Annotated in this window: 25 protein-coding genes; 16 read left to right on the forward strand and 9 right to left on the reverse strand. The window is 62.0% G+C overall.

Features of this window, described 5'->3' with window-relative positions; genetic code table 11:
* Positions 1-51: 51 nt before the first annotated feature.
* The 4 genes from ACTJJN_RS23405 to ACTJJN_RS23420 are packed head-to-tail and all read right to left on the reverse strand — an operon-like array spanning position 52 to position 3,657.
* Positions 52-954 carry a pyridoxal-phosphate dependent enzyme gene (locus tag ACTJJN_RS23405; RefSeq protein ID WP_012051414.1) on the reverse strand — a complete coding sequence of 301 codons (903 nt, stop codon included), beginning with the start codon at positions 952-954 and terminating at the stop codon, positions 52-54.
* Positions 951-2,162, reverse strand: a complete 1,212-nt coding sequence (locus ACTJJN_RS23410; protein WP_017148136.1) for an MFS transporter — start codon at positions 2,160-2,162, stop codon at positions 951-953. The genes ACTJJN_RS23405 and ACTJJN_RS23410 overlap by 4 nt, the downstream gene beginning before the upstream one ends.
* On the reverse strand, positions 2,159-2,947 hold the full coding sequence (locus ACTJJN_RS23415) for an alanyl-tRNA editing protein (RefSeq protein WP_004576216.1): 789 nt from the start codon (positions 2,945-2,947) through the stop codon (positions 2,159-2,161). Before ACTJJN_RS23415 ends, ACTJJN_RS23410 begins: the two co-directional genes overlap by 4 nt.
* Entirely contained in the window at positions 2,944-3,657 is a 714-nt protein-coding gene (locus ACTJJN_RS23420) for a serine O-acetyltransferase (RefSeq protein WP_003254905.1), read from the reverse strand. Before ACTJJN_RS23420 ends, ACTJJN_RS23415 begins: the two co-directional genes overlap by 4 nt.
* A 172-nt stretch (positions 3,658-3,829) precedes the next feature.
* Between ACTJJN_RS23420 and ACTJJN_RS23425 the strand changes: the two genes are divergently transcribed.
* The 7 genes from ACTJJN_RS23425 to pdeM all read left to right on the forward strand — a co-directional run bounded on the left by ACTJJN_RS23425 (position 3,830) and on the right by pdeM (position 14,906).
* Entirely contained in the window at positions 3,830-5,170 is a 1,341-nt protein-coding gene (locus ACTJJN_RS23425; protein WP_012051411.1) for an aminotransferase-like domain-containing protein, read from the forward strand.
* Positions 5,171-5,273: 103 nt separating this feature from the next.
* Positions 5,274-7,715 (forward strand): penicillin acylase family protein, encoded by a 2,442-nt coding sequence (locus tag ACTJJN_RS23430; protein ID WP_014755528.1) that lies wholly within the window; start codon positions 5,274-5,276, stop codon positions 7,713-7,715.
* 125 nt (positions 7,716-7,840) lie between these two features.
* The gene (locus ACTJJN_RS23435; protein WP_014755527.1) at positions 7,841-8,857 is read left to right on the forward strand and encodes a ligase-associated DNA damage response exonuclease; all 1,017 of its coding nucleotides are present in this window, start codon (positions 7,841-7,843) and stop codon (positions 8,855-8,857) included.
* Positions 8,854-10,512 carry an ATP-dependent DNA ligase gene (locus ACTJJN_RS23440; RefSeq protein ID WP_014755526.1) on the forward strand — a complete coding sequence of 553 codons (1,659 nt, stop codon included), beginning with the start codon at positions 8,854-8,856 and terminating at the stop codon, positions 10,510-10,512. The genes ACTJJN_RS23435 and ACTJJN_RS23440 overlap by 4 nt, the downstream gene beginning before the upstream one ends.
* Positions 10,513-10,625: 113 nt before the next feature.
* Complete coding sequence (locus ACTJJN_RS23445; RefSeq protein WP_003254913.1) at positions 10,626-11,741, forward strand: succinylglutamate desuccinylase/aspartoacylase family protein; 1,116 nt, start codon at positions 10,626-10,628, stop codon at positions 11,739-11,741.
* Positions 11,742-11,808: 67 nt separating this feature from the next.
* Positions 11,809-14,259, forward strand: a complete 2,451-nt coding sequence (locus ACTJJN_RS23450; protein WP_014755525.1) for a ligase-associated DNA damage response DEXH box helicase — start codon at positions 11,809-11,811, stop codon at positions 14,257-14,259.
* A complete protein-coding gene (gene pdeM, locus ACTJJN_RS23455; RefSeq protein WP_014755524.1) occupies positions 14,256-14,906 on the forward strand; it encodes a ligase-associated DNA damage response endonuclease PdeM in 651 nt (216 codons plus the stop codon). The genes ACTJJN_RS23450 and pdeM overlap by 4 nt, the downstream gene beginning before the upstream one ends.
* A gap of 6 nt (positions 14,907-14,912) precedes the next feature.
* On the opposite strand, the gene ACTJJN_RS23460 is transcribed toward pdeM, so the two are convergent.
* Positions 14,913-15,140, reverse strand: a complete 228-nt coding sequence (locus ACTJJN_RS23460; protein WP_003254918.1) for a hypothetical protein — start codon at positions 15,138-15,140, stop codon at positions 14,913-14,915.
* A 94-nt stretch (positions 15,141-15,234) separates the two neighbouring features.
* The gene (gene dcd, locus ACTJJN_RS23465) at positions 15,235-15,801 is read right to left on the reverse strand and encodes a dCTP deaminase (protein WP_003254920.1); all 567 of its coding nucleotides are present in this window, start codon (positions 15,799-15,801) and stop codon (positions 15,235-15,237) included.
* A gap of 327 nt (positions 15,802-16,128) precedes the next feature.
* Here dcd and ACTJJN_RS23470 point away from each other — a divergent pair, with 327 nt between their 5' ends.
* Positions 16,129-16,338, forward strand: a complete 210-nt coding sequence (locus ACTJJN_RS23470) for a cold-shock protein (RefSeq protein WP_003254922.1) — start codon at positions 16,129-16,131, stop codon at positions 16,336-16,338.
* 201 nt (positions 16,339-16,539) lie between these two features.
* On the opposite strand, the gene apbC is transcribed toward ACTJJN_RS23470, so the two are convergent.
* Entirely contained in the window at positions 16,540-17,634 is a 1,095-nt protein-coding gene (gene apbC, locus ACTJJN_RS23475) for an iron-sulfur cluster carrier protein ApbC (protein ID WP_014755523.1), read from the reverse strand.
* Positions 17,635-17,792: 158 nt separating this feature from the next.
* Here apbC and metG point away from each other — a divergent pair, with 158 nt between their 5' ends.
* The 7 genes from metG (at position 17,793) to ACTJJN_RS23510 (ending at position 23,495) form a co-directional block, all read left to right on the forward strand.
* Complete coding sequence (gene metG / locus ACTJJN_RS23480) at positions 17,793-19,832, forward strand: methionine--tRNA ligase (RefSeq protein WP_004576223.1); 2,040 nt, start codon at positions 17,793-17,795, stop codon at positions 19,830-19,832.
* Between the two features lie 106 nt (positions 19,833-19,938).
* Complete coding sequence (locus ACTJJN_RS23485) at positions 19,939-20,487, forward strand: Rnf-Nqr domain containing protein (protein ID WP_014755521.1); 549 nt, start codon at positions 19,939-19,941, stop codon at positions 20,485-20,487.
* Entirely contained in the window at positions 20,484-21,455 is a 972-nt protein-coding gene (locus tag ACTJJN_RS23490; RefSeq protein ID WP_012051403.1) for an RnfABCDGE type electron transport complex subunit D, read from the forward strand. Before ACTJJN_RS23485 ends, ACTJJN_RS23490 begins: the two co-directional genes overlap by 4 nt.
* A complete protein-coding gene (locus tag ACTJJN_RS23495) occupies positions 21,452-22,054 on the forward strand; it encodes an RnfABCDGE type electron transport complex subunit G (RefSeq protein WP_012051402.1) in 603 nt (200 codons plus the stop codon). The genes ACTJJN_RS23490 and ACTJJN_RS23495 overlap by 4 nt, the downstream gene beginning before the upstream one ends.
* Complete coding sequence (locus tag ACTJJN_RS23500) at positions 22,047-22,571, forward strand: Rnf-Nqr domain containing protein (protein ID WP_014755519.1); 525 nt, start codon at positions 22,047-22,049, stop codon at positions 22,569-22,571. The genes ACTJJN_RS23495 and ACTJJN_RS23500 overlap by 8 nt, the downstream gene beginning before the upstream one ends.
* Before the next feature lie 4 nt (positions 22,572-22,575).
* Entirely contained in the window at positions 22,576-23,214 is a 639-nt protein-coding gene (gene nth, locus ACTJJN_RS23505) for an endonuclease III (RefSeq protein WP_003254935.1), read from the forward strand.
* Positions 23,215-23,318: 104 nt separating this feature from the next.
* Positions 23,319-23,495, forward strand: coding sequence for a PA3496 family putative envelope integrity protein (locus ACTJJN_RS23510; protein ID WP_010952256.1), 177 nt, complete (start codon positions 23,319-23,321; stop codon positions 23,493-23,495).
* A 70-nt stretch (positions 23,496-23,565) separates the two neighbouring features.
* On the opposite strand, the gene ACTJJN_RS23515 is transcribed toward ACTJJN_RS23510, so the two are convergent.
* Entirely contained in the window at positions 23,566-24,189 is a 624-nt protein-coding gene (locus tag ACTJJN_RS23515; RefSeq protein ID WP_003254939.1) for a response regulator transcription factor, read from the reverse strand.
* Between the two features lie 368 nt (positions 24,190-24,557).
* On the opposite strand from ACTJJN_RS23515, the gene ACTJJN_RS23520 reads away from it, so the two are divergent.
* Positions 24,558-25,040: a hypothetical protein gene (locus tag ACTJJN_RS23520; RefSeq protein WP_012051399.1), complete on the forward strand. Its 483-nt coding sequence runs from the start codon at positions 24,558-24,560 to the stop codon at positions 25,038-25,040.
* Between the two features lie 91 nt (positions 25,041-25,131).
* On the opposite strand, the gene ltrA is transcribed toward ACTJJN_RS23520, so the two are convergent.
* Positions 25,132-26,553, reverse strand: a complete 1,422-nt coding sequence (ltrA, locus tag ACTJJN_RS23525; protein WP_221101214.1) for a group II intron reverse transcriptase/maturase — start codon at positions 26,551-26,553, stop codon at positions 25,132-25,134.
* Positions 26,554-26,981 lie beyond the last annotated feature (428 nt).

The following is a 26,981-nucleotide window of genomic DNA, read 5'->3' on the forward strand; positions in this document are numbered from 1 at the left end:
CGCTCCCCAGGTAGCGTGCCAGCCTCTGGACCATGGGCCTGACACAGGTGGCTACGCGGCCTTTCGCCGGTTAGCCCCCAGCAGATCCTGATACCAGAGGCCGGCATCATAGGCGATGGTCACCAGAGTGGTCTCGACATACCGCGGGTGCTGGGCCATGCGCTGGGCAACCGCCAGGCAGGCAGCGGCTGTATTACCGACAAAAATGCCACTCTGCATGTAGAACCAGCGCTGTGCGGCGAGCATTTCTGCATGTTGCACCTGAGCCCGCTCGTCCACCAGCGACCAGTCCATGAACGGCGGGCAAACGCCCACGGCCATGCCTTCAAAACGATGATCGGCGAACACGCCAGCCCTCGAATCACAGCCATTGGGGTCGACCAGCACCGTCGACACGTCGAAGCCATGGTCTTTCAGCCCCAGGGTGATACCCGTGAAACTGGCGCCAGTACCCGCACAGCCCACGAACAGGATCTGCCGCCCTGCCCCGGCGTTGGTCAGTTGCAGGGCCAGTTCACTGGCGGTCTGATAACGATGGGCCTCGATGCCCACCGGGTTGTTGAACTGGTCGGTGTAGAAGTATGACTTACCCAACGCGGCCTGGTTATCCAGGTGATGCATCACCACGTCCTTGGGTGAGGCACCGGCCATCAGCATTTCCTTGCCGATCAGCCGAGCACCGAAACACTCCAGCAGATCCCGCTTGGTCTGGCTGAAGCTCAGCCCGACCGCCAGCTCTACGGCGACCTGGTACTTGTGGCAGGCCGCCAGCAAGCCAAAGCCGAAGCTGCCACCGGTTTTTTCGATGACGGTCGTCACCCCGGGAATGATCTCACCCTTGCGCACGGCATGTTCGACGATCCGCCGCGCCGCCCGGTATTTGTGGCTACCGCCCGGGTTGTTCATTTCCAGCTTGGTGTAGATACGATCGCTGACACTGATGAGCTCGCTCATTTGCGGCTACCTTCCATTGACGTTTGCAGGCCGACCTTGTTCTGCAGCAGGCCGGCAGTGGCAACCAGCAGCCCCAGGCAGAGGACCATGCAGATGGCGTTGGTACCGTCCCAGCCAACCGAGCTCAGCAACAACGAGGGGCTGAATGCGCCGAGGGTGGCAAAAATGGCAATGGCCAGGTCGTTCTTGCCCTGCATCTGCATCGCTGCCGGGCTGTTCTGCAGTGACTGGGCCAGCAAGGCACCTCCGCCTACGTAAGTGAGGTTCCAGCCCAGCCCGAGGGCAATCAGTGCCAGGGTCATCATGGCGTAGCTGTGCGACCAGATATTCATCGCCGAGCAACCGACCAACAGGGCCAGGCCCGCGCAAATGGTGGTCTTGATACCCAGCCGCTGGATGATGGCGCCGGTGAAGAACGACGGGGCAAACATGGCAATCACATGCCACTGGATCGCCAGGCGGACGTCAGTGAAGTCCTCGTGCATGTGTTTCATGTGCATCGAGGCCTGGATCATCAGCAGGTTCATGATCCCGTAGCCCAGCGCAGCGACAGCCATTGCCACAACCACGCTCGGGCCTGCCGGCTCGGCACGGACACTGGCCGGCTTTGCTGCGCTGTTGACCGCGCTGGCCTTACCGGCATCGTTGGGCAGGCACAGCGCAATCAACAATGAAAGCAACGCCAGGCCGACAAACGCGGCATAACACAGCGAAAACAGGGGGTAACCACCCACGTCACGCAGCCACTCGGTAAGCGTCGGCCCGACGACAGCAGCAATGACCCCGCCCGCCACGACCAGCGAAAGTGCCTTGGGCTTCAAGGCCTGGGAAAGATTGTCGGTTGCCGCGAACCGGTTGAAATTGGCGAACGCGATGTACACACCCAATGCAGAGTGGCTGAGGACCAGCGTTGAAAAATGCTGGTGCTCCACCGCCAGAAAGCCGCTGACGCCAGACAGCGCCAGGGGAATCGCGCCCAGCATGAACGCCTTTTTACGGCCGATGCGGCTCATCAGCTTGGAGACCGGATAAGTTGCCAACATCAGGCACAGAAACTGGAACCCGTACGGCACCGTGGACCATGCGGCATCAGGCGCCAGCGCAGCCCCGACAATGGCGGCCATCGTCACCGACATCACGGCAGTCGTCAGGTTGATCGACTGTGCCGTGAAGTACAGGTACGTGCGCCGCGGTAACGTGCTGTTCATAGTGCGTGCTCGTGATAAGTGGACAAGTCGATTTCGGCCTCGGGGAACACGCAGATCAGCCGTTCCTTGCCTTTACCCAGGCGTTTGCGCTTGACGCTAAGACGCCCGATGCGCCGAGGCGAATCGAGGTGCGTACCACCGCACGGGATTTCGATGCCGTCGTAGGTCCACAAACGCGCGTCTTCCAGGCCTTGAACCGCGTAGTGCTCGATCGGCGCATCGCAGCCAATCAGTTCATTCGCCCGTCGTTCAATTTCAAGCACGTCTTCAGCCGTGAACGCGTCCTCGACCAGGAAGTCGAAACGTGCCGTGTCCTCCTTGATATGGCAGCCGATAGTCCATTGCTTCAGTTCTTCACGCAGCCCGATGGCGGCGGCATACAGGAAGTGGCTGGCACTGTGAGACAACGTCAGCCGTTCGCGCCGTTCAATATCGATAGTGACGCGGGCCGGCATGCCCACGGTGACTTCATCCAACAGGTGTAAATCATCCGGGTGCAGGCTGTGAATAATAATGCCGCCCAGTTTTCCGCCTTTGAAACCGTCCAGGCGAATAGGGCTACCGTAGAGTTTTTTAACCCAGACGAATCGCACGGTACCCACCGGTAATTCAATGGTGCCGAAGTCCGCTTCCTGGCCGCCCCCTTCTGGATAGGCCACCGTACTCAGCAACTCGATGCCGTCACTGTGCACCCGCGCTACTTGCGTATTCGCGCCCGCCAGGTACTGGTCTTTGTAATACAGTTTTTCGGTATTTCTTAAAACTTCATAGTTCAGAGCGTTCATGATTCCAATACCACCTGCAATGATGTTTTAACCTGTACCCGGGCAGCGGCTGGGACGTCTTTGGTCACAATGCAGCCCGGCCCGATAAACGCACCGTCACCGACATGAATAGCGCCCAGCACACTGGCGAAAGCGCCGATCTGTACCCGGTTACCCAACGTCGGGTGCCTGGGGCTCGAGGGGTTGTCACTGATACCGCGGGCGCCCAGGGTTACGCCGCCAAGCACGTAGCAGTCGTCACCAATGGTCGACGTTTCGCCAATGACGGTGCCCATGCCGTGATCGATGATGAAGCGCGCACCAATGCGGCTGCGGAAATGGATCTCCGCCCCCGAAAGCATTTTTCCGCGCCTGGAGATCATGGCGGCCAGGCATTGACCGCCGGCGCCGTAGGTCGCGGCGCTATTGTTGTAGATCCAATGGGCAAGCCGATAATGCAAAACCGCAGAATAAGAGGTGTAGGTTTTTGCAATGAATACCAGGTCGCGGCCGGCAGCCGGATCTTTCATGGCAAATGCCTGTAAATCGGCATGTGCCTGTTCAGTCACACGTTCAATGACCGGTGTTTCTTTCAGTGCTTCGAACTCGACGATTGAACAACATTCCAATAACGCCGAGGTCACAAGATTCTTTACAACTTTGAATGACTCCAGTTCGTCAGGGACAGGAAGCCTGGCAATGACGGCTGATTGCATGTCCATAGGGTGCATGGGCTTGATATCCAGTTGTCTGGTCTGCACAGACGCTAAAAGTGCCGCCTTTGTTGGCAGCCGAAAGTTCCGACACGGGGATATTGGCATGTGCTGGCCATTTGCAAACGAACAGTCGACAAGCATTTCCGTTAACTGTTAGGCTTTTTTTTCTAACGGTTTCGGACCTGCCATGATCCCCTGCAGCCTTCATCACCTTTTGAAACAACGCCTGGATGCAGGCGAGTGGTTGCCCGGGCAACGCATGCCCTCCATCCGCAAGCTGACCGCTGCTGTGGACTTCAGTTACCACGACGTCGTGTCGGCCTATGCCCAGCTGGTCAGCGAAGGGGTATTGACGGCATCACCTGGGCGAGGCTACTTCGTGGCAAACCGCGCCAGGCAGACCAGCGTGATCCACGAACCCGAATGCATGGCCGGCGACCCCCTGTTCCGGCTGCTGCAGGGCGGCCAGCACTTCACCAAGCTGGGCAGCGGCTGGCTGCCCCCCGCGTGGCGCGACACCGAACTGCTGGCCAAGGCAATTCGTCGCACAGCGCGACTGGAGCAGAGCTCGCTGGCAGAGTACGGCGACATCCAGGGGTACCTGCCCATGCGCAAACAGCTGTGCGTGCACATGAAACGGCTGACCCGTGTCGAAGCCCGGCCCAACCAGCTGCTGACCACACTGGGTGCCACGCAAGGCCTGGACCTGGTTGCACGGTTGCTGATCAAACCGGGCGACCACGTTTTCGTCGACGAGCCGGGCAACGGCAACCTGATCAAGCTGATCCAACTGGCTGGCGGGCACGTCGTCGGCATTCGGCGGACCCAGGACGGGCCAGATGTGGAAGAAATGAGAAGCCACCTGGCCAGGCACAAGGTCAAGGCGTTTTTCTGCAACAGCACCTTCCACAACCCGACCGGCAGCAACATCAGCCCGCACAACGCCTTCAGCGTCCTGCGCCTGGCGGTGGAACACGAGTTCTTCGTGGTCGAGGACGATGTCTATGGGGACTTCAGCCCTGCTGTGCGCCAGACCTTTGCCGAGCTGGACAACCTTGACCGGGTTATCTACATCGGCAGCTTCTCCAAATGCCTGTCGGCATCGCTGCGCGTGGGGTTCATTGCCTGCTCGCAAGACCTGATCGAACCGCTCACACGCCTTAAACTGCTGACCTGCGTCGCCGTCCCCGCGTTTTGCGAACGCTTCGTCAACACCATATTGTCGGATGGCACGTATGCCCGGCACATGAAAGACGTGCAGCAGCGCCTGATCCGCCAGCAAGTGCAAACCCAACGCTTGCTGCTTGAGCGCGGCTGGCAGTTCGATATTGCGCCGCAAGGGGGTATGTTCCTTTGGGTCTACCACCCAGACCTGCCCGACCTGCAACCTTTCATGCGTAAACTGGAGCAGCACAAGATCCTGCTGATGCCGGGCTCTGCATTCGCGGTGAGCCGTGACTACCAACGCTACACGCGCATCAATTGCACGCATTTTTCCGACGCCTTGGCCGAGCACTTCGAGGTTTGACCCGACGCGATCAAATAAACCGACCTGGGACCTTGCATGGCGCCTGCGCGCTTACTACCTTAGCGCCTTTCCAAACCAGCCTCGCCTTGCAGGAGCCCTTGCCATGGCCGCCCCCGCCTTTCCTCCCTTCCGCCTGCGGTTTGCAACCGCTGCCACCCTGCTCGGCATGCTCGGGCTGGCCGGCTGCCAGACGGGCGGCTACCAGGATAGCGTGCCACCGACCAGCGGCGTGCAGCCGCTCAAAGGCCTGGCACAGAATGTTTCGGTACGGCGCAATGCCATGGGCGCGCCGCTGATCGAAAGCAGCAGCTTCCATGATGCGCTGTTCAGCCTGGGCTATGTGCACGCCGGCGACCGCATCGAACAGATGGTCGCCATGCGCCTGCTCGCCCAAGGCCGTCTGGCCGAACTGGCCGGCAGCGAGGCGCTGGATATCGACCGCCTCATGCGCGCCGCCAACCTCAAGCAAAGTGCCGCCCAGCAATACGCCGACGCATCGCCACGGCTCAAGCGCTTCTTCGAAGTGTACGCGCGCGGGGTCAACGCCTACCTGTTCCGCTACCGCGACAAGCTGCCAGCAGGCCTGGCCAGTAGTGGCTATCGCCCCGAATACTGGAAGCCTGAAGACTCGGCGCTGATCTTCTGCCTGTACGCGTTCAGCCAGTCGGTCAACCTGCAAGAGGAACTCAGCGCCCTGACCCTGGCGCAGAAAGCCGGTAGCGACAAGCTGGCCTGGTTGCTGCCCGGGGCCCCGGACGAGCCGCTGGCCGAAATGGAAGTGGACAAGCTCAAGGGCCTGAACCTGGCCAGCCAGTTGCCGGGGCTGCCAGCCCTGGCAGCTGCCAGCCAGAAGCTCGCCGACCTCGACCTGCTCGGTAGCCCGGGGTCGGCCAACCTGGCCCTGGGCCCGCAGCGCAGCCGCAGCGGCAAGAGCCTGCTGGCCAGCGACAGCCACGCCGCCTGGGCCTTGAGCCCGGTACAAATCAATACCAGCAAGTACCAGGTTGCCGGCCTGTCATTGCCGGGCCTGCCAATTGTGCTGGCCGGCTACAATGGCAAGCTGGCCTGGAGCAGCAGCGCGGTCATGGCCGACAATCAGGACCTGTTCCTCGAGCAGCTGCGCCGCCAAGGCAATCAGCTGAGCTACCTGGCCGATGGTAAATGGCTGCCGGCCCGCGCCCGCAGCGAAACCTACTTTGTACGTGGCCAGCGACCCGTGCGCGAAGTGGTGTACGACACCCGCCACGGCACCCTGCTGGCCCAGCCAGAAAACGCCAGCCTGGGCCTGGCGCTGAACCTGCCCCAATTCAAAGGTGATCGCAGCCTGGATGCTCTGTTCGACCTGACGCGGGCCAAGAACGTGGAGCGGGCCTTCGACAGCACACGTGAAGTGACGGCTGCTGCCGTCAACTTCGTTTTCGCCGAGCCTGAGCACATCGGCTGGCAAGTCAGTGGCCGCTACCCCAATCGCCGCGAAGGCCAGGGCCTGCTGCCCTCGCCGGGCTGGGACGGGCGTTACGACTGGGACGGCTATGCCGACCCGATGCTGCACCCGTACGACCAGGACCCGCCCGCAGGCTGGATCGGCCACGCCAACCAGCGCAGCCTGCCGCGCGGCTATGGCATGCAGCTGTCCAGCACCTGGTACTACCCCGAACGTGCCGAACGCCTGGCAGAACTGGCCGGCAACGGTCGCCACGACAGTCGCAGCCTGATGGCCCTGCAGAACGACCAAGTGACCCTGCTGGCCAACAAGCTCAAGCAGATGTTCAACGCACCCGGCATGGCCCAGCCACTGAAGCAGGCGATCGACGCCCTCCCCGCCGGGCAGCGCGACAAGGCCCGCGACACGCTGGCCCGTCTCAAGGCCTTCGATGGCCGCCTGAGCCCGGTGTCGGCCGATGCCGCGCTGTACGAGTTGTTCTTGCAGGAGGTCGCTCGCCAGACCTTCCTCGATGACCTGGGCCCGGAGGCCGGCCCGGCGTGGCAGGCATTCGTCAGCAATGCACGTTTGTCGTTCTCGGCGCAGGCCGATCATCTGCTGGGCCGCGATGACAGCCCCTTCTGGGATGACCGCAACACGCCGCAAAAAGAAGACAAGCCCGCCATCCTCGCCCGCAGCCTGGCGGGCGCAATGGAGGCCGGGATCGCGCAGCTGGGTGCCGACCGACGCACCTGGCAGTGGGGCCAGCTGCACCAGTACCGCTGGCCGGCACCGGCCTACCATGGCCTGGGGGATGCGATCAGCCGTGCGCCGCTTGCCGCAGGCGGCGACTTCACTACCCTGGCCCTCACACCATTCGCCTGGGGCAGCGACTTCGACACGCATCTGCCAGCCTCGGCACGGATGATCGTCGACTTCGGCCAGGCCGAACCGTTGCAGATACTGACCAGCAGCGGCCAGTCCGGCAACCCGGCCAGCGCGCATTACCGCGACGGGCTGGATGCCTGGTTCAAAGGGCGCTTCATGAGCCTGCCACTGCAACAGCAGAATTTCGGCAGGGCGTATGGCAACCAGCGGCTTACATTGGTACCGGGGCGGTAACGGCATTCTTCAGGGGGCATGAGGGGGCTTGATGAAGTTTTTCAGCAGCGCCCTCCCAAATCCATCCGAACTAACGTCTGGCACCATGCCTCTTAACGGATAACCCCAGAACCAGTGCCCGTGCCATGGACCTTGTCATCGCCCGCCCCGAAGGCCTGTACTGCCCGCCCGGAGATTTCTACATCGACCCCTGGCGGCCCGTGGACCGGGCTGTCATTACCCACGGCCACGGCGACCACGCACGCACCGGCAATGGCCATTATCTGACCGCCAGCCCCGGTGCCGGCATTCTGCGCAGCCGCCTGGGCCAGGACATCCATTTGCAGACCCTGCCCTACGGTGAGCGCCTGCTGCACCAAGGCGTGACGTTGAGCCTGCACCCAGCCGGGCACGTGCTGGGTTCGGCACAGGTGCGCCTGGAGTATCGAGGTGAAGTCTGGGTTGCATCCGGTGACTACAAGGTAGAACCCGATGGCACCTGTACGCCCTTCGAACCGGTGGCGTGCCACACCTTCATCACCGAGTCGACCTTCGGCCTGCCGATCTACCGCTGGCCAAGTCAAAGCGAGATCTTCGCCAGCATCAATGCCTGGTGGCGGGCCAACCGTGAACAGGGCAAGGCCAGCGTGCTGTTCTGCTATGCCTTCGGAAAGGCCCAGCGGATTCTGCATGGGCTGGATGCCAGCATCGGCCCGATCCTCGTGCATGGCGCCATGGAGCCGCTCAACCGGGTGTATCGGGATGCCGGTATCCGCCTGCCGGAAACCCGCTACGCAGGCGATATACCGCGCAACGATCCTCTGCTGCGCCAGGCACTGGTCCTGGCGCCCCCATCAGCCGGCGGGAGTAGCTGGATGCGCCGTTTTGGCGATTACAGTGATGCCTTCGCCAGCGGCTGGATGCTGCTACGCGGCGCCCGCCGACGGCGCGGCGTGGACCGGGGCTTTGTGCTGTCCGACCACGCCGACTGGCCCGGCCTGCTCTGGGCCATTGGCCAGACCGGTGCCCAACGGGTGATGGTCACTCACGGCTCGGTCGAGGTACTGGTGCGCTACCTCACCGAACAAGGCCTGGATGCCCGCGCCTTTGTCACCGAGTATGGCGACGAAGACGATGTGCCCAACACCGCCCCCTCGCCATGAAAGCCTTCGCTACGCTGTTCCTGCGCCTGGACGCGACCACCTCCAGCAATGCCAAGCTCGAGGCACTGCGCGACTACTTTGACATGGCGCCCGCCGACGATGCTGCCTGGGCGGTGTATTTCCTGGCCGGCGGGCGCCCACGCCAACTGGTGCCTACCCGCCTTCTACGTGAACTGGCAACGGCACTGGCTGGCCTGCCCGACTGGCTTTTCGAAGAAAGCTATCAGGCCGTGGGCGACCTGGCCGAGACCATTTCGCTGCTGCTGCCGCTGCACCCCGATGGCAACGAGGAAGGCCTGGCCACCTGGGTGGAACAGCATTTGCTGCCCCTGCGCGGGCTGGCGCCTGAGCAAGTCCGCCAGCGCCTGCCGCCGCTCTGGGCCCGGTTGGACCGCGCCAGCCTGATGCTATGCCTGAAACTGATCACTGGCAGCTTTCGCGTGGGCGTGTCAAAGCTGTTGGTCACCCGCGCCCTGGCGCAACTGGCCGGGCTGGACGCCAAACGCGTGGCCCAGCGCCTGGTCGGCTACACCGATATAGGCCATCGCCCGACTGCAGCCAGTTACCAGAGGCTGATCGCCCCAGAGTCCGCCGATGAACACAACCAGCGTGGCGGCCAGCCCTACCCTTTCTTCCTGGCCCATCCGCTGCAAGTGTCCAGCGATCAATTCGATACCCTGCTCGGGCCACCAAGCGATTGGCAAATCGAATGGAAGTGGGACGGCATTCGGGCGCAAGTGGTGAAGCGCGATGGCCAGCTGTGGGTGTGGTCACGCGGCGAAGAACTGGTTACCGAGCGTTTCCCCGAACTGCACGGCCTGGCACAGACGTTGCCCGATGGCGTGGTGCTCGATGGCGAGATCCTGGTCTGGAAACCTGGTGAAACCGAGGCGGAACTGGCCGTGCAGCCTTTTGCCTTGCTGCAACAGCGTATCGGTCGCAAAACGCTGGGCAAAAAGCTGCTGAACGATGCGCCGGTGGTGTTGCAGGCCTACGACCTGTTGGAGTGGCAGGGCGATGACTGGCGCAGCCGACCGCAGCACGAACGCCGAAGCCAGCTGGAACGCCTGGTGGATGAACACCCACTTGCCCCCGTGCTGTTGTCGCCTTTGCTGCAAGGCCCGGACTGGGCCGACCTTGCCCGCCAGCGCGAACAGTCACGCAGCCTGGGCGTGGAAGGGCTGATGCTGAAGCAGCGCGAGGCCCTGTACGGCGTGGGGCGCACCAAGGACATGGGCATTTGGTGGAAGTGGAAGATCGACCCGTTCAGCGTCGATGCGGTGCTGATCTATGCCCAACGGGGCCACGGCCGCAGGGCCAGTCTGTACAGCGACTACACCTTTGCCGTATGGGATGCACCGGCAGGCACCCCAGGTCGGGCGTTGGTGCCCTTTGCCAAGGCCTATTCAGGGCTCAGTGACGAAGAAATGCGCAAGGTCGACGCCATCATCCGCAAGACCACGGTGGAAACGTTCGGGCCGGTGCGCAGTGTGACCCCAACGTTGGTGTTTGAGCTGGGCTTCGAAGGCATCGCCCTGTCCCGGCGCCACAAAAGCGGTATCGCCGTGCGCTTTCCGCGCATGCTGCGCTGGCGGCTGGACAAGCCGGTGGAGGAGGCAGATGACCTGGCCGCCTTGCAGGCGCTACTGGCCTGAAAAAGTTTGCGATGCCCGACTGCTGCAGGATGAGGCGCATTCGCTGAAACTATGCTTCTATTTTTGAGCCGACCCGTGTCGCAGACCGTTTTCGCCACGCAGCCAGGACCAACATGCACCATTCAACCCATGACCTGCTCTCCCCCGTACCGGGCATCACCCGCCAACTGCACAGTTTCCACTTCGGCCCCCGCAGTGGTGGCAAAGTCTATATACAGGCCTCACTGCACGCCGACGAGCTACCGGGCATGCTGGTAGCCTGGCACCTCAAGCGCCGTCTGGTCGAGCTGGAACAGCAAGGCCGACTGCAGCGCGAGATCATTCTGGTGCCGGTGGCCAACCCGGTGGGCCTGGAGCAAGTGCTGCTGGATGCGCCATTGGGGCGTTTTGAACTGCAAAGCGGCGAGAACTTCAACCGCAACTTCGTCGACCTGTCGGACAGCATCGGCGACCTGATCGAAGAACACCTCACCCAGGACCCGACGCACAACCTTGCACTGATCCGCGAATACCTGCGCCGCGGCCTGGACGCACACCCGGCTCGCACACCCCTGCAGGCCCAGCGCCTGATACTGCAGCGCCTGGCCTGCGATGCCGATATGGTGCTGGACCTGCACTGCGACTTCGAAGCAGTCGAGCACCTGTACACCACCCCCGATGCCTGGCCCCAGATCGAACCCTTGGCCCGTTACCTGGGCGCCCAGGCCAGCCTGCTGGCAACGGACTCGGGCGGGCAGTCGTTCGATGAATGTTTCAGCCTGGTCTGGTGGCAATTGCAGCAACGTTTCGGCAAACGCTTCCCGATTCCGCTGGGCTGCTGCTCGGTCACCGTCGAGCTGCGTGGCCAGGCGGATGTCAGCCATGATCTGGCCAGCAAGGACTGCCAGGCGATCCTCGACTTCCTGACCCATGCAGGTGTCATCGAAGGCACCAGCGCCGCTCTGCCCGCGCTGTTACGCCACGCCACGCCGTTGGCCGCGGTGGAACCCGTGGCAACGCCACTGGGTGGGTTGCTGGTTTACCACGCCAAACCGGGCCAGCACCTGGAGGCCGGCCAACTGATTGCCGAAGTCATCGACCCACTCAGTGACCGAGTCACCGCCCTGCGCAACAGCCAGCCAGGCCTGCTGTATGCGCGTAGCGTACGGCGCATGGCCACGGCTGGCATGGTCATCGCCCATGTGGCCGGCGAACAGGTATGCCGCAGCGGCTACCTGTTGGCCAATTGATCCGGTAAAACCATTGCAGCCGGCAAGTGGTCTGTAGAAGCACAGCCTTCGGAGGGCCATCTGCCTCATGCCTGCTGCTACCGACCTCGCCAATGCCTGGTTTGCCAAGCGCGGCTGGAAGCCCTTCGCTTTCCAACGGCGCGTATGGGCTGCCGTCGAACGGGGCGAGTCCGGTTTGCTGCATGCCAGTACCGGTGCCGGCAAGACCTATGCGGTCTGGCTCGCTGCACTACGTGCGTTCAAGCCCAGGCCCCAGGGCCGCCACTTGGCCCCCATACAGGTGGTGTGGGTGACGCCCATGCGTGCCCTGGCCGCCGACACCGCACGTGCGTTGCAAGCGCCGCTTGATGAACTCCAGCTGCCTTGGAGCGTAGGGGTGCGCAGCGGCGACACCCACAGTGCCGAGCGCGCCCGACAGGCCCGGCGGCTACCCAGTGTGCTGATCACCACCCCCGAAAGCCTGACCCTGCTGCTGACCCGGGCACAGGCACATGAGGATTTCGCCACGCTGCAACTGGTGGTAGTGGATGAATGGCACGAGCTGCTTGGCAACAAGCGCGGGGTACAACTGCAGCTGGCCTTGGCGCGCCTGCGGCATTGGCACCCAGGCCTACCGACCTGGGGCTTGTCGGCAACGCTCGGCAATCTGCAACACGCACGGGATGTCTTGCTGCCCCAGGGCGGCCTGCTGGTGCGAGGCCGGCAAGACAAGGCACTGCAAGTCGACACCCTGCTGCCAACAGCGATCGAGCGCTTCCCTTGGGCTGGACACATGGGCCTGAAGATGCTCGACCAGGTCTGTCACGAGATCGATGCCAGTGCCAGTAGCCTGGTGTTCACCAACACCCGCGCCCAGGCAGAAATCTGGTATCAGGCCCTGCTTGAGGCCCGCCCGGACTGGGCCGGGCTGATCGCCCTGCACCACGCCTCGCTGGCCCGCGATACCCGCGACTGGGTCGAGCGCAGCCTCAAGCAAGGCAGCCTCAAGGCGGTGATCTGCACCTCCAGCCTGGACCTGGGCGTGGACTTTCTGCCCGTGGAACGGGTGCTGCAAATCGGCTCGGCCAAGGGCATCGCCCGCCTGATGCAGCGGGCGGGTCGCTCAGGACACGCGCCTGGGCGGCGCTCCAGGGTCACCCTGGTGCCCACCCATAGCCTGGAACTGGTGGAAGCGGCGGCGGCCCGGCAGGCGCTGATAGCCGGCCACATCGAAGCCCGCTTTTCACCGCGCCTGTGCATGGACGTGCTGGTACAGCATCTGGTCAGCATGGCCTTGGGCAGCGGCTTTCGCCCGGAGCAACTGCTCGCCGAAGTGCGCAGCACCTGGGCCTTTCGCCAGTTGCGCGACAGCCAATGGCAATGGGCGCTGGACTTCGTCTGCCACGGCGGCAGCTCACTGACCGCCTACCCGGACTACCAGCGCGTCGAGCGCCAGGCCGACGGTGTTTATCGGGTTACCAGCGAACGCTTGGCACGGCGCCACCGCATGGGCATCGGCACTATCGTCAGCGATGCCAACCTGCAACTGAAATACTGGAGCAAGGGCGGCGGCGGGAAAACGCTGGGCAGTGTTGAAGAAGCGTTCATCGCCCGCCTGCGCCCCGGCGATACGCTGGTATTTGCCGGGCGGGTACTGGAGCTGGTGCGCGTGGAAAACATGACGGCCTATGTGCGTCGCAGCACGGCGCGAAAGGCTGCGGTAGCGCGCTGGAACGGCGGGCGCATGCCGCTCTCGAGCGAACTGGCCGAGGCGCTGGTCGAGCAGCTCGATGCTGCCGCCCATGAACGCTTTGACGGGCCGGAAATGCGGGCAGTACGCCCGCTGCTTGCGCTTCAGGCGCAGTGGTCAGCCTTACCCACCACAGGCACACTGCTGGCCGAGACCTTCAAATCCCGCCAGGGCTGGCACCTGTTCCTGTATCCCTTTGCGGGGCGCATGGCCAACCTGGGCTTGGCCAATCTGATTGCCTGGCGGGTTAGCCGCGCACAACCACTGTCGGTATCGATTGCCGTCAATGACTACGGATTCGAACTCCTCAGCCCTGCCCAGGTGGACTGGGCCAGGCACTTGCCACAAGCGCTCGGCACCACGGACCTGCTGGAAGATGTGCTGGCCAGCCTGAATGCCGGGGAAATGGCACTGCGGCGCTTTCGTGAAATTGCCCAGATTGCCGGCCTGGTGTTTGGTGGCTATCCCGCCGCGCAGAAGAGCACGCGGCAAATCCAGGCCTCCAGCGGGCTGTTCTATGAGGTGTTTCGCAAGCACGACGCGGGGAATTTGCTGCTTGGCCAGGCGCGGGATGAAGTATTGAGCGAAGAGCTGGAAATCGAACGGCTGCATCGGCAACTGCTGAAAATGAGTGAGTTGCAACTGGACCTGCGGGCGTTGAAGCGGCCAGGGCCACTGGCGTTTGCCTTGTTGGTGGAAGGCATGCGCGAGACATTGAGCACCGAGAAGCTGGCAGACCGCATTGCGCGGATGGTGGCGGAACTGGAACAAGCGGCGAACGCGGGATGAATTACCAACCCATCGAACACCGGGGGCAGGCGCTCTGGCTGCTTGCCGACAAAGCCATCTACTGGCCCGCCCGCCGCGCCTTGCTGGTGGCCGACGTGCACATCGGAAAGGCCGCCAGCTACCGCGCCCTGCATCAACCCGTGCCACGTGGAACGACTGAGGCGACACTCGCCAGGCTCGATCGCCTGCTGGCCGCCCATGACTGTGAGCAACTGATCATCCTGGGCGACTTTTTGCATGCCCGCACGGCCCGTGCACCGGCAACGCTGGCCAAAGTGGATGATTGGCGCAAGCGGCACAAAGAACTGAAAATAGTGCTGATACGCGGCAATCATGACCGCAACGCCGGCGATCCACCCGCCTCGCTCGATATTCAGGTCGTGGACGAGCCTTGGGTTCTGGAGCCCTTTGCCCTGCAGCACGAGCCACAGCCCCACCACACACACCCGGTACTGGCGGGCCACGTACACCCCGTCTTCGTCCTGCGCGGCAAGGCCCGTCAGCGCTTGCGCCTGCCTTGCTTCGTGATCGATGAGCAAGTCAGCCTGCTACCTGCATTCGGTGAGTTCACCGGAGGGTGGGAAATCACCCCCGCCAGCGCCAGCCGGCTGTACCTGGCTGGCGCTGACCGCGTCTGGCCGCTTTAGCGACGCTTAAGCGACAGGGGCGGGAGGCGGCTCGTCCGGCAAGGTCGGTTCACCCGGCTCCATGGGAGGCGTCTCACCGGGTTCCGGCGGTTGCGGGGTATCGGGGTCAGGTTGATGGGGCACGCCCCCCGCTTGCATGGGCAGCGGGTGCGCCAGCAGTGACCAGGGCAACAACCCTACGTGATTGGGCTGCAGGCCTGCCAGCTTGGCACTGATTGCGGGATGGAGTTTCATTGGCTGCTCCTGACGAAAGCCGATGTACATCATGCACACCGGCGTTACTTCGTTGGAGTGCCAAAGGCGCGGGTAATTCCCCGCGCTTGTCGGCTCAGGTACGCGGCAGCGTGACGCCGCGCTGGCCCTGGTATTTGCCGCCACGGTCCTTGTACGACACTTCGCACTCTTCGTCGGACTGCAAGAACAGCATCTGCGCCACGCCTTCGTTGGCGTAGATCTTCGCCGGCAGCGTGGTGGTGTTGGAGAACTCCAACGTCACGTGGCCTTCCCACTCGGGCTCGAGCGGCGTGACGTTGACGATGATGCCGCAACGGGCGTAGGTGCTCTTGCCCAGGCAAATGGTCAGCACGTCACGGGGAATGCGGAAATATTCGACAGTACGCGCCAGGGCGAAAGAGTTTGGCGGGATGATGCACACATCGCTCTTGATATCGACGAAGCTGCCAGCATCGAAATTTTTCGGGTCGACGGTGGCCGAGTTGATGTTGGTGAACACCTTGAATTCGTCGGCGCAGCGTACGTCGTATCCGTAGCTGGAGACGCCGAAGGAGATCACGCGGTTGTCCTGCTCGCCGCGCACCTGGCGCTCGACGAACGGCTCGATCATGCCGTGTTCCTGCGCCATGCGGCGAATCCACTTGTCCGATTTGATGCTCATGGCGGGGTGTCCTGAAGAGTTGCGAGGTGAAAATCGTGACGCGCATATTACCGGTCCCGGCGCCCAGGTTAAAGTTCCATCCCACATCCCGCGCCGGGTGGGGGCTGCAGCCGCCGCCGATCCGAATTTGCCTAAAGCGTCTTCTGACCATTGGCAGGTTGCGGAAAGTGGGGTAAGGTGTTGCCACTGTGCTGCACGTGACACCGAGAATCTCTAGTTTGATGCACGATCCTGATCGGCCCATCGCTGAATTTTCTGCTCTCTTTGCGCTCAGTCCCGGGCAGGGTTTTTCCTGACCGTTATCAAATTGTCCAAGGAGACAGAAAAATGTCCAACCGTCAATCCGGTGTTGTTAAGTGGTTCAACGATGAGAAAGGCTACGGCTTCATCACCCCTCAGTCGGGCGATGACCTGTTCGTGCACTTCAAAGCCATCCAAGCTGACGGCTTCAAAACCCTGAAAGAAGGCCAGGCTGTTACTTTCGTCGCTACCCGCGGCCAGAAAGGCATGCAGGCTGAAGAAGTTCAGATCGCCTAAGTCGATCTAGCTTCCTAGCTTTCAAAAAAACCCGCCTTCTGGCGGGTTTTTTTATGCCTGTCTGAAGGCCATGCATTGCAAGTGTGTGGAGCCTTGTGTCGCGAAAGNGCTGCGCGGCCCTTTCGCGACGCCAGGCCGCTCCCACAGGGATCGCGCCAGCTATTAGAAATTGAGCAAGACAGTTGCCCCACAGGGAATGCGTCAGTCTTCGCTGATGGTAATGCTGGGCATTGCCGGCGCCGCAGCTTCCTGCAGCACGATCCGCGCGCCCACCTGGCGGGCCAGTTCCTGGTAAACCATGGCAATCTGGCTTTCCGGCTCGGCGATCGCCGTCGGCTTGCCGCTGTCGGCCTGCTCACGTATCAGCATCGACAACGGCAGCGACGCCAGCAGGTCGACACCATACTGGCTGGCCAGCTTCTCGCCGCCACCTTCACCGAACAGGTGTTCGGCATGGCCGCAATTCGAGCAGATATGCACGGCCATGTTCTCGACCACACCCAGCACCGGAATGTTGACCTTGCGGAACATTTCCACGCCCTTCTTGGCATCCAGCAGCGCCAGGTCCTGTGGCGTGGTGACGATCACCGAGCCGACCACCGGCACCTTTTGTGCCAGGGTCAGCTGGATGTCACCGGTACCCGGCGGCATATCGATCACCAGGTAATCCAGGTCATCCCAGGCGGTCTGGGTGACCAGTTGCAGCAGCGCGCCAGACACCATCGGGCCACGCCATACCATCGGCGTGTTGTCGTCGGTGAGGAAGGCCATGGACATGACTTCCACGCCGTGGGCCTTGATCGGCACGAACCACTTCTGCTCACGAATCTGTGGACGGGTACCTTCGGCGATGCCGAACATCACCCCCTGACTGGGGCCGTAGATATCGGCATCGAGAATACCTACCCGTGCGCCTTCGCGTGCGAGGGCCAAGGCCAGGTTGGCAGCGGTGGTCGACTTGCCCACACCACCCTTGCCCGAGGCCACGGCGATGATGTTCTTGACGTTGGCCATGGCTGGCACCTGGGCCTGGGCCTTGTGCGCAGCCACCACGCAATCAATCGAAACATGGGCGCCAGTGACCCCCTCGAGGCTGCCAATGGCGGTCTGCAGCACCTGGGCCCAGCCGTTCTTGAACAGCCCTGCGGCATAACCCAACTGCAACTGCACGCTGACCTGCCCGCCCTGGATATCGATGGCGCGCACGCAGCCGGCGCTGACCGGGTCCTGGTTCAGGTAGGGGTCGGTGTACTGGCGAAGCACGCCTTCAACGGCGGCACGGGTGACGGCACTCATGGAGACTCCCATTGGCAAACTGAATGTAAAACAGCCGCCTATCCTAACCCGTCAATCGTCAGCAGATGCGCTTGCGGGGTGAAATATCTTCGCCAGCCCTTTATAGTGGCCGATCACCCTCATTTTTACCCCGTAGCCAGATAAGTAGCCGAGCCACCATGTCCGAGCCACGCCAGATTCTCGTCACCAGCGCCCTGCCCTATGCCAATGGATCGATCCATCTCGGCCATATGCTGGAGTACATCCAGACGGACATGTGGGTGCGCTTCCAGAAGCTGCGCGGCAACCAGTGCATCTATGTCTGCGCCGACGACGCCCACGGTTCGGCCATCATGCTGCGCGCCGAAAAGGAAGGCATCACCCCGGAACAGCTGATCGCCAACGTCCAGGCCGAGCACAGCAGCGATTTCGCCGACTTCCTGGTGGACTTCGACAATTTCCACTCCACTCATAGCGAAGAGAACCGCGAGCTGTCGAGCCTGATCTACTCGCGCCTGCGTGAAGCCGGGCACATCGCCACCCGTTCGGTGACCCAGTACTTCGACCCGGAAAAAGGCATGTTCCTTGCCGACCGCTTCATCAAGGGCACCTGCCCGAAGTGCGCGGCCGAAGACCAGTACGGCGACAACTGCGAAAAATGCGGCGCCACCTATGCACCCACCGAGCTGAAGAACCCCAAATCAGCGATCTCCGGTGCCACCCCGGTACTGCGTGATTCCCAGCATTTCTTCTTCAAGCTGCCAGACTTCCAGGCCATGCTGCAGCAGTGGACCCGAAGCGGCACCCTGCAGGACGCGGTAGCCAACAAGCTGGCTGAATGGCTGGACTCCGGCCTGCAGGAGTGGGACATCTCCCGCGACGCGCCGTACTTCGGCTTCGAGATCCCGGGTGAGCCTGGCAAATACTTCTACGTATGGCTGGATGCGCCAATCGGCTACATGGCCAGCTTCAAGAACCTCTGCGCACGCCGCCCGGAGCTGGACTTCGACGCCTTCTGGAACGAAGGCTCCAAGGCCGAGCTGTACCACTTCATCGGCAAGGACATCGTCAACTTCCACGCCCTGTTCTGGCCTGCCATGCTCGAAGGCGCCGGCTTCCGCAAGCCGACCGCGGTCAACGTGCACGGCTACCTGACGGTCAACGGCGCCAAGATGTCCAAGTCGCGCGGCACCTTCATCAAGGCCCGCACCTACCTGGACCACCTGCAGCCGGAATACCTGCGTTACTACTATGCGGCCAAGCTGGGCCGTGGCGTCGACGACCTGGACCTGAACCTGGAAGACTTCGTGCAGAAGGTCAACTCCGACCTGGTCGGTAAGGTCGTCAACATTGCCAGCCGCTGCGCCGGCTTCATCCACAAGGGCAACGAAGGCGTGATGGTCGGCGGTGATGCCGCACCAGAGCTGACCGAAGCCTTCCTGGCTGCCGCCCCCTCCATCGCCGAAGCCTATGAAGCCCGTGATTTTGGCCGCGCCATGCGCGAAATCATGGCACTGGCCGACCGCGCCAACGCCTGGATCGCCGACAAGGCACCATGGTCACTGGCCAAGCAGGAAGGCAAACAGGATGAAGTCCAGGCCATTTGCGCCCAAGGCATCAACCTGTTCCGCCAGCTGGTGATCTTCCTCAAACCGGTACTGCCGGTGCTGGCCGCTGACGCCGAGGCTTTCCTCAACGTGGCCCCGCTGACCTGGAACGACCACCTGACACGCCTGGAAAACCACACACTTAACCCGTTCAAGGCCCTGATGAGCCGTATCGAGCCGGCCAAGGTCGAAGCCATGGTCGCTGCCAGCAAGGAAGACCTGCTGGCAGCCGAAGCCAAGGCCCCGGCGGGCAATGGCGAGCTGGCCAAGGACCCGCTGTCGGCAGAGATCGAGTTCGATACCTTTGCTGCCGTCGACCTGCGTGTGGCGCTGATCGTCAAGGCTGAAGCCGTGGCGGGTGCCGACAAGTTGCTGCAACTGACTCTGGACATTGGTGACGAGCGCCGCAACGTGTTCTCCGGCATCAAGTCAGCCTACCCAGACCCGTCCAAGCTGGAAGGCCGCCTGACCATGATGGTAGCCAACCTCAAACCCCGGAAGATGCGCTTTGGCGTGTCCGAAGGCATGGTCATGGCTGCCGGCCCTGGCGGTGAAGAAATCTACCTGCTGAGCCCGGACAGCGGCGCCAAGCCAGGCCAGCGCATCAAGTAACCGCCCTGCGGGCCATTGTGGGAGCGGCCTGCCCGCTCCCACAATTACGCAGGCCCCTTCATGCCAAACCCGGACAATCGCCCCGATTCCCGGCTATCGTCATCTCATGAATGACTACATCCTGGTCCTGATCAGCGCCGCACTGATCAATCACCTGTGCCTGCTCCGACAGCCACTCTCCGGGCTGCAACTGCAGGTGCACGGCCTGGCCTGCGCCCTGTGCATCGCCCTGGGCGTAATCGGCGCGCAGCTGCTGGTGCACGCGGTACTTGCCCCGCTGCACATTCACGATCTTGCCCTGTTTCTGCTATTGCCCTGGCTGGCTTTGCTCGCCTGGGGCCTGCCCTGGCTTTTGGCCAAGTGGCGCCCGGCCTGGCCTGTAGTGGGGTTGCCAGCGTTGCTGTTGAGCAATGCAGCAGTACTTGGGCTGGCCCTGCAACAGACAAGCGACGACGGCACCTGGCCAACCATGCTGCTCCAAGGCTTGCTGACGGGGGGCGGCTTCTGGCTGGCGCTGATGGTGTTCGCCGACCTGCGCCAGCGCAGCGCCCACGCCGATATCCCCAACGCGCTGCGCGGCCTGCCCATCGAATTGATTGGTGCCGGGGTGATGGCCATGGCGCTTTCCGGTTTCAACGGAATGTTTGGCCAATGAGCAGTCCCGATCCCCGCCTACGCACCAGCATGGGCCTGGTCTTGCTCGCCTGCACGCCTGGACTGCTGGCGCTGTTGTGGCTGCATGGCTGGGGCATGATGCTGAACCTGTTGCTGTGCGCCAGTGCCGCGCTGCTGTGCGAGGCATTGCTGCTGGCACTGCGCAGCCAATCGCTGAGCCAGGCGCTAAACGACGGCAGCGCACTGGTGACCGCCGTACTGCTGGCGGCCGCCCTGCCCACCCTGGCGCCATGGTGGCTGCCGGTCATCGCGGCAAGTGTCGCGATCGGTATCGGCAAGCAGGCCTACGGCGGGGTCGGGCGAAATCTGTTCAATCCGGCCATGGTGGGTTATGCCTTCGTGCTGCTCAGCTTCCCGTTGCAGATGAACCATTGGCCTGGGCAGGCCCCTGGCCTGCTCGACAGCGTGCAGCAGGTGTTCGCTGGGGGCGAACAGATCGATGCCTGGGCCCGTCCGACATTGCTCGACGGCTTGCGCCACAACCGCAGCCTGACCATCGACGAGCTGTTCGCCAGCCATCCGGGCTTTGGCAACATTGGCGGGGCAGGCAGCGAATGGGTCAACCTGGCATTCCTGCTTGGCGGCCTGTTCTTGATGCAACGCAAGGTGATCAGTTGGCATGCGCCGGCAGGTTTGCTGGCAGGGCTAGTGGTATTTAGCCTGTTGGGCTGGAACGGTTCGGGGTCGGACTCCAATGGCTCGCCTTTGCTGCACCTGTTTTCCGGCTCGACCATGCTGGCAGCCTTCTTCATTGCGACCGAGCCAGTGTCCGGCCCCAGAGACGACTGGGCCAAGCTGTGCTTCGGCGTGGGGACAGGGGTGCTCATCTACCTGATTCGTACATGGGGCAGCTACCCGGATGGCACCGCGTTCGCCGTCCTGCTGATGAACCTTTTGGCACCGGCGCTCGAGCGCATGGCTGCGCAGCGTCAGCAGGCAGCCCGATGAAGCGCGGGGTTCGGGATGTAGGCCTGCTGCTGCTGACTGGAGTATTGGCAGTGTCTGCCACCCTGGCCTGGCGGCAGTGGACCGGTCCGGCCATCGCCGGCGCTGAAAAGCAGCTGCAAAGCCGCCAACGGCTGGCCGTGCTGCCCGACGGTAGCTATGACAACCAGCCCCTGGAAAGCCCGCTGCCAAGGCCCGCCGCACAGAGGCCCAACAGCCGTATCCTGGCGGCTTACCGTGCCACTTTGGCAGGTAAGCCAAGCGCCATTATCCTGATCACACAGACCCAGGGGTATGCCGGGCCGATCGTACTGAGCGTCGCCATCACCACGGACGGCCGGCTGATCGGCAGCCAGGTTGTCGAACAACAGGAAAGCCCCGGGCTGGGCGACCGCCTGGGGGATCCGCGATTGCACTGGCTGAGTCAGTTCAACAACCGCCATCAGGGTGATCACTGGGCGCTGAAGCGGGACCAGGGTGACTTTGACCAATTGGCCGGCGCAACCGTGACCTCGCGAGCGGTGATCGCCGCATTGCAGGATGCGCTGAGCTATTTCGACGAACAGCGTAGTGTATTGCTGGAGGGCGCCACCCATGAATAGGTTCTGCCTGCTGGCCTTGAGCCTGGCGCCACTGCTGGGTGCCACCCGGACGCTGGCTGAAGGCGCGGCCATCGGCCTGTGCGCAGTAGTGATGGGGGGCCTGCACCAACTGTTGCTGGCGCCACTGCGTAAACACATGGCCAGCTGGGCCTATGTACTGGCTAGCCTGCTGCTGCTGGCAGCCTTGGCCAGTTGCCTGCAGTTGGCCATGCGGGCCTGGCTGCTACCACTGGCCATTGCCCTGGGCCACTATCCCGCATTGTTGTGCCTGCAATGCCTGGCCGGTGACCACCTGTTGCCTGACCAACACCGCTGGCGCCTGCTCGCAACGCACCTCGGCGCTGTCTTTGCCAGTTGCCTGCTGCTGGGCGCCAGCCGCCAATGGCTGGCTGACCATGCCGAGCTGCACCTGGCCAGCCTCGCACCCGGTGCGCTACTGCTGCTGGGACTGCTGCTGGCCTTGTACAATCGCCTGCTTCCGGGCCCTGCCCACCCACATCGTCAAGGAAAGCCCTGATTTCATGAATGCCGCCAAACGCCTGGAGATTTTTCGCAGGCTGCACGAAGACAACCCCGACCCCAAGACCGAACTGGCCTACACGACCCCGTTTGAACTGCTGGTCGCCGTGACACTGTCCGCGCAATCCACCGACGTCGGCGTCAACAAGGCCACTGCCCGCCTGTTCCCCGTCGCCAACACCCCCGAGGCCATCTATGCCCTGGGCGTTGAAGGCCTCAGCGAATACATCAAGACCATCGGGCTTTACAACAGCAAGGCCAAGAATGTCATAGAAGCGTGCCGGCTGCTGATCGAGCGCCACGACAGCCAGGTACCGCAAACCCGCGAAGCGTTGGAGGCGCTACCCGGCGTCGGCCGCAAAACCGCCAATGTGGTGCTTAACACGGCATTTCGCCAACCGGCCATGGCCGTGGATACTCATATTTTCCGGGTGAGTAACCGCACGGGCATCGCGCCAGGCAAAACGGTGCTGGAAGTGGAAAAGAAACTGGTCAAGTTTGTACCCAAGGACTACCTGCTCGACGCCCACCACTGGCTGATCCTGCACGGGCGCTACGTATGCCAGGCGCGCAAGCCAAGGTGCGGCAGCTGCAGGATCGAAGATTTGTGCGAGTACAAGCACAAAACCTCCGACGATTGAGCCGATTGCCAAAAACCACTCACGTCGATTGAAAAAATCTTTTTTACCAGCGTCTGCTTTCTGGTTATAAGGACGGCCAATGGCCCCTTGGCTTGGAGCGACTCATGAGTACCGATAAAGACGACCTGTCGATCGATGATGATTTTGTTGCCGCAGACGATGACGCGGAGCCACAGGTTGAAATCGCAAAAACCAACCTGAGCAAACGCCGCACCATCGACAACATGCTGGAAGAACGGCGCCTGCAAAAGCAGTTGGCCGATTTCGATTATGACCTGTAGTGCGGGTCCCGTAGTCATGGCCCCATAGCCTTAGCAAAGCCTCCTGGCTGGAGGCTTCAAGGCTTGGCGATCAGTTCAGACCTTGCCGTTGCGCCAGCTCGATCAGGTCAACCAGCGACCGTGCATTGAGCTTGAGCAACAGCCGCGACTTGTAGGTACTGACCGTCTTGTTACTGAGGTACATGCTGTCGGCAATCTCCTTGTTCGAACGCCCTCGCGCCAGTTGTTGCAGCACCGTCATTTCTCGCGCAGACAGGCGATTCACCATATCCGTCTCGCTGCCCGCCCCCCTGCCACGTGACGCATGCAAGGCCTGGTTGGGGAAGTAGCTGTAACCCGACAACACAGCCTTGATAGCGCTGAGCAGTTCGGTAAGCTCCTGCTGCTTGCACACGTAACCCGCCGCCCCTGCCTGCATGCAGCGCATCGAAAAGTTGCCGGGGGCCTGCGACGTCAGCACCAGTACCTTGCTACCCGGGCTGAATGTCGCCATGCGGGCGATCACCTCCAGGCCATCCAGTTTCGGGATACCGATATCCAGCACCACAATATCCGGCAGGTGTTGCCGTGTCAGCTGCAGCGCAGCTACCCCATTGTCAGTCTCCGCCACAACGTCATACCCATGCCGCTCCATCAGCATGCGTACGGCCAGGCGTATGACCGGATGATCATCCACGATAAGCACTTTATTCATGCGATATCCATACAGTGTTGTTGCTTTGGCACGCCACGATAACCGACAGGACGCTTGATGGCGCGGCGATTTACCAGCGAAAGCCATGGACAGACAAAGCCTACAGAACTTACAGAAACTTCCTACACACAATGACTAAGGTTGTAACAAACAAATTACTTATTACCGAAAGAAACGGTACCACCCGCAGACATAAACGTACCAGTTGAATACCGATCTTCAGCAGAGGAAAACTTCCGATTCAAACACGTTGAAAAAGCCATACAACGAGGTTCTCTGACGACTACCCCTCCCCCGGGAAACAATCCAGCCTTTAGTTGAGTACAGCAGTAAGGTAAAGATGGGCAAAACCGCTGGAGACGGCCTATATGACCCAAGCACAACCTGTCGCCCCGCTGACGATCATTGCCATCTTCGCGGGGATCATCGAAGCCTCCGCCCTTGCCACACTGCCATTTCTCGGCGAGTCCAGCCAAAAGCTCTACACCTGGTTCCTGGTAGGCTTTCCATTCTTTCTGACGGCACTGTTCTTTCTGACGCTCAACTTCAATTACAAGTCGTTCTACAACCCGCTACCCGACAGCACAGCACAGCCCAACACGCCAGCACTGAACAGTGTGGCCACACCCGCGATTTCCAATGATGCCCGTGAGGCGGTACAGGGCGAGCCTGTCACGTTCATGTTCTCCGGCCCCGACGCCTATCGCATGATGGAGCAGCAACTCTTGCACGCACTTGCCCAACCGCCCGAGCCAACGCGAGTCTGGCGCTTTTGCAATCTGGAGAGACGTCAATGTGCGCAGCTTTCGATCAGCGCACTTGAGGGCGATGATGTGAGCCATCGAAGTTGAACGACCCGCCTTTGCGCGGGATTGAGTAGGAGGCGGGTTCACACCCGCCGTCCTCTCACACCACCGTGCGTACGGTTCCGTACACGGCGGTTCAAGCTATGCGGCTAAGCCGGTTGATCGTATCCAGTATCGAGACCAGTCCGAGTCGATCCCATAGTTTCTTCGGCAGCGCCTGATTCATATGTGGCGCCCCCGAGTTCCACCATGGGCCTCGGCCGTTATAGGCCGATTTACAGGCACGCTCCTCGCTTAAGCCCAGACGCATCAGGTTGCGCGCCCTCGTAGAGGGCTGTTTCCATTGGCGCCAAATGGCACAGCGGAGTTTGTGCCTGATCCAGCCATCCAGCTCCTCAAGTGGCCGCTTGCTCTGGCTGAGCTTGAAGTAACCCGCCCAACCTCGTAGTACGGGGTTTATCCGCTCGATGGTGTTTGCCATCTTGCGGCCCCGCGCGCCGCATAGCAGCTCTGCGAGCCGGTCGCGCAGGCGACTCAGGCTCACCGTTGCCACCCGCAACCTTGGCTGCTGATGCCAGCTCATCCCATAACCCAAGTAATCACACTTCCAGGCTCTCGCGACTCGACTCTTCTTCTGATTCACCGTCAGTTTCAAACGTTGACTCAGGAAGCGCTCGACACTAGCCAGTACCCGTTCGCCAGCCCGAGGACTGCGCACATAAATGTTCGCGTCATCGGCATAGCGCACGAAGCGATGGCCCCGCCGCTCCAGTTCGCGGTCAAATTCATCGAGCAGGATATTCGACAGCAGCGGCGAGAGCGGGCCGCCTTGCGGCGTCCCTTCCTGCCGTGGACTGACGACACCGCCTGACATGACTCCCGCTTCAAGGTAGCGACGGATAAGCCTAAGTACGCACTTATCTTTGACCCGGCGCTCGATACAGGCCATGAGGATGTCGTGGTTGACCCGATCAAAAAACTTCTCCAGATCGACTTCCACGCACCACCGGTGCCCCGATGCCACATGGGCACGGGCCATCTCGACAGCTTGATGCGCGCTCCTGCCCGGACGGAAGCCGTAGCTAAAATCCGAGAACAAAGGATCGAAGAATGGCGTGAGTTGTTGCAGCAATGCCTGCTGGATCAGGCGATCCACGACGCTGGGAATTCCCAGTTGCCGCGTGCCGCCCTGCGGCTTGAGAATTTCAACCGCACGTACGGCTTGGGGATGGTATTCACCGGCCAGCAATCTGCCTTTGAGGATTGGCCAATACTGATTCACATAGCCTGCAAGGTCGGCGACCGTCATGCCATCGGCACCCGGCGCTCCCTTATTGCTGACTACGCGCTTATACGCACGTCTGAGGTTGGCCGGTGCGAGCACCCGCTCCATCAGCGTGTCCGGCTCTGCGTTCGTCCACGCCGATGACGCCGTCGATACCTTTGCGCTGTCAGGCATCATCCTCGGCTTCTGGCCGGGATTCGGAGTGACAGATTCCGTTTTAGGAAATTTCTGCATTGCGGCTACCAACGAGACAGTGACGCCTACTGGCGGCATAACCTGTTCGGCCCTTGGTGACGCGGTTAACCGCCACTTACTACGGCCTCGGCTGACTTCTGCACGCTCATCCCGTCGCCTCTCGACGCTCGGTAGCACCAAGGCAAGCGTACAGATCTCCCAGGGTAATTCGCGTGACCTTCCTGCTTATGCCTGTCGGATTTACGTCGCAGCGTTCCGTGCAAGTATTGGGCTTTGACGATTATGGCCGTCTTGCCCCGCTGCGCCGCCTGATCCGCTTCCTGTTCGTCAGGCCAGCATTTTGCCTCGGGCTTCCTTCAGATTCGTAGTCGCCCACGACACCCTTGCCTCTGGCTAACACTTCCCCTTGCCGGGTGTGTAGAGGACTTTCACCCCCAAGTCACCAGCGAGGCCACCACAGCCAAGCTGGTTGCGCTATCGCGCAACGCGCCATGCCTGGCGCACCA

The sequence above is a fragment of the Pseudomonas sp. 22515 genome, from assembly GCF_052044625.1.
GTDB classification, from domain to species: Bacteria; Pseudomonadota; Gammaproteobacteria; order Pseudomonadales; family Pseudomonadaceae; genus Aquipseudomonas; species Aquipseudomonas alloputida.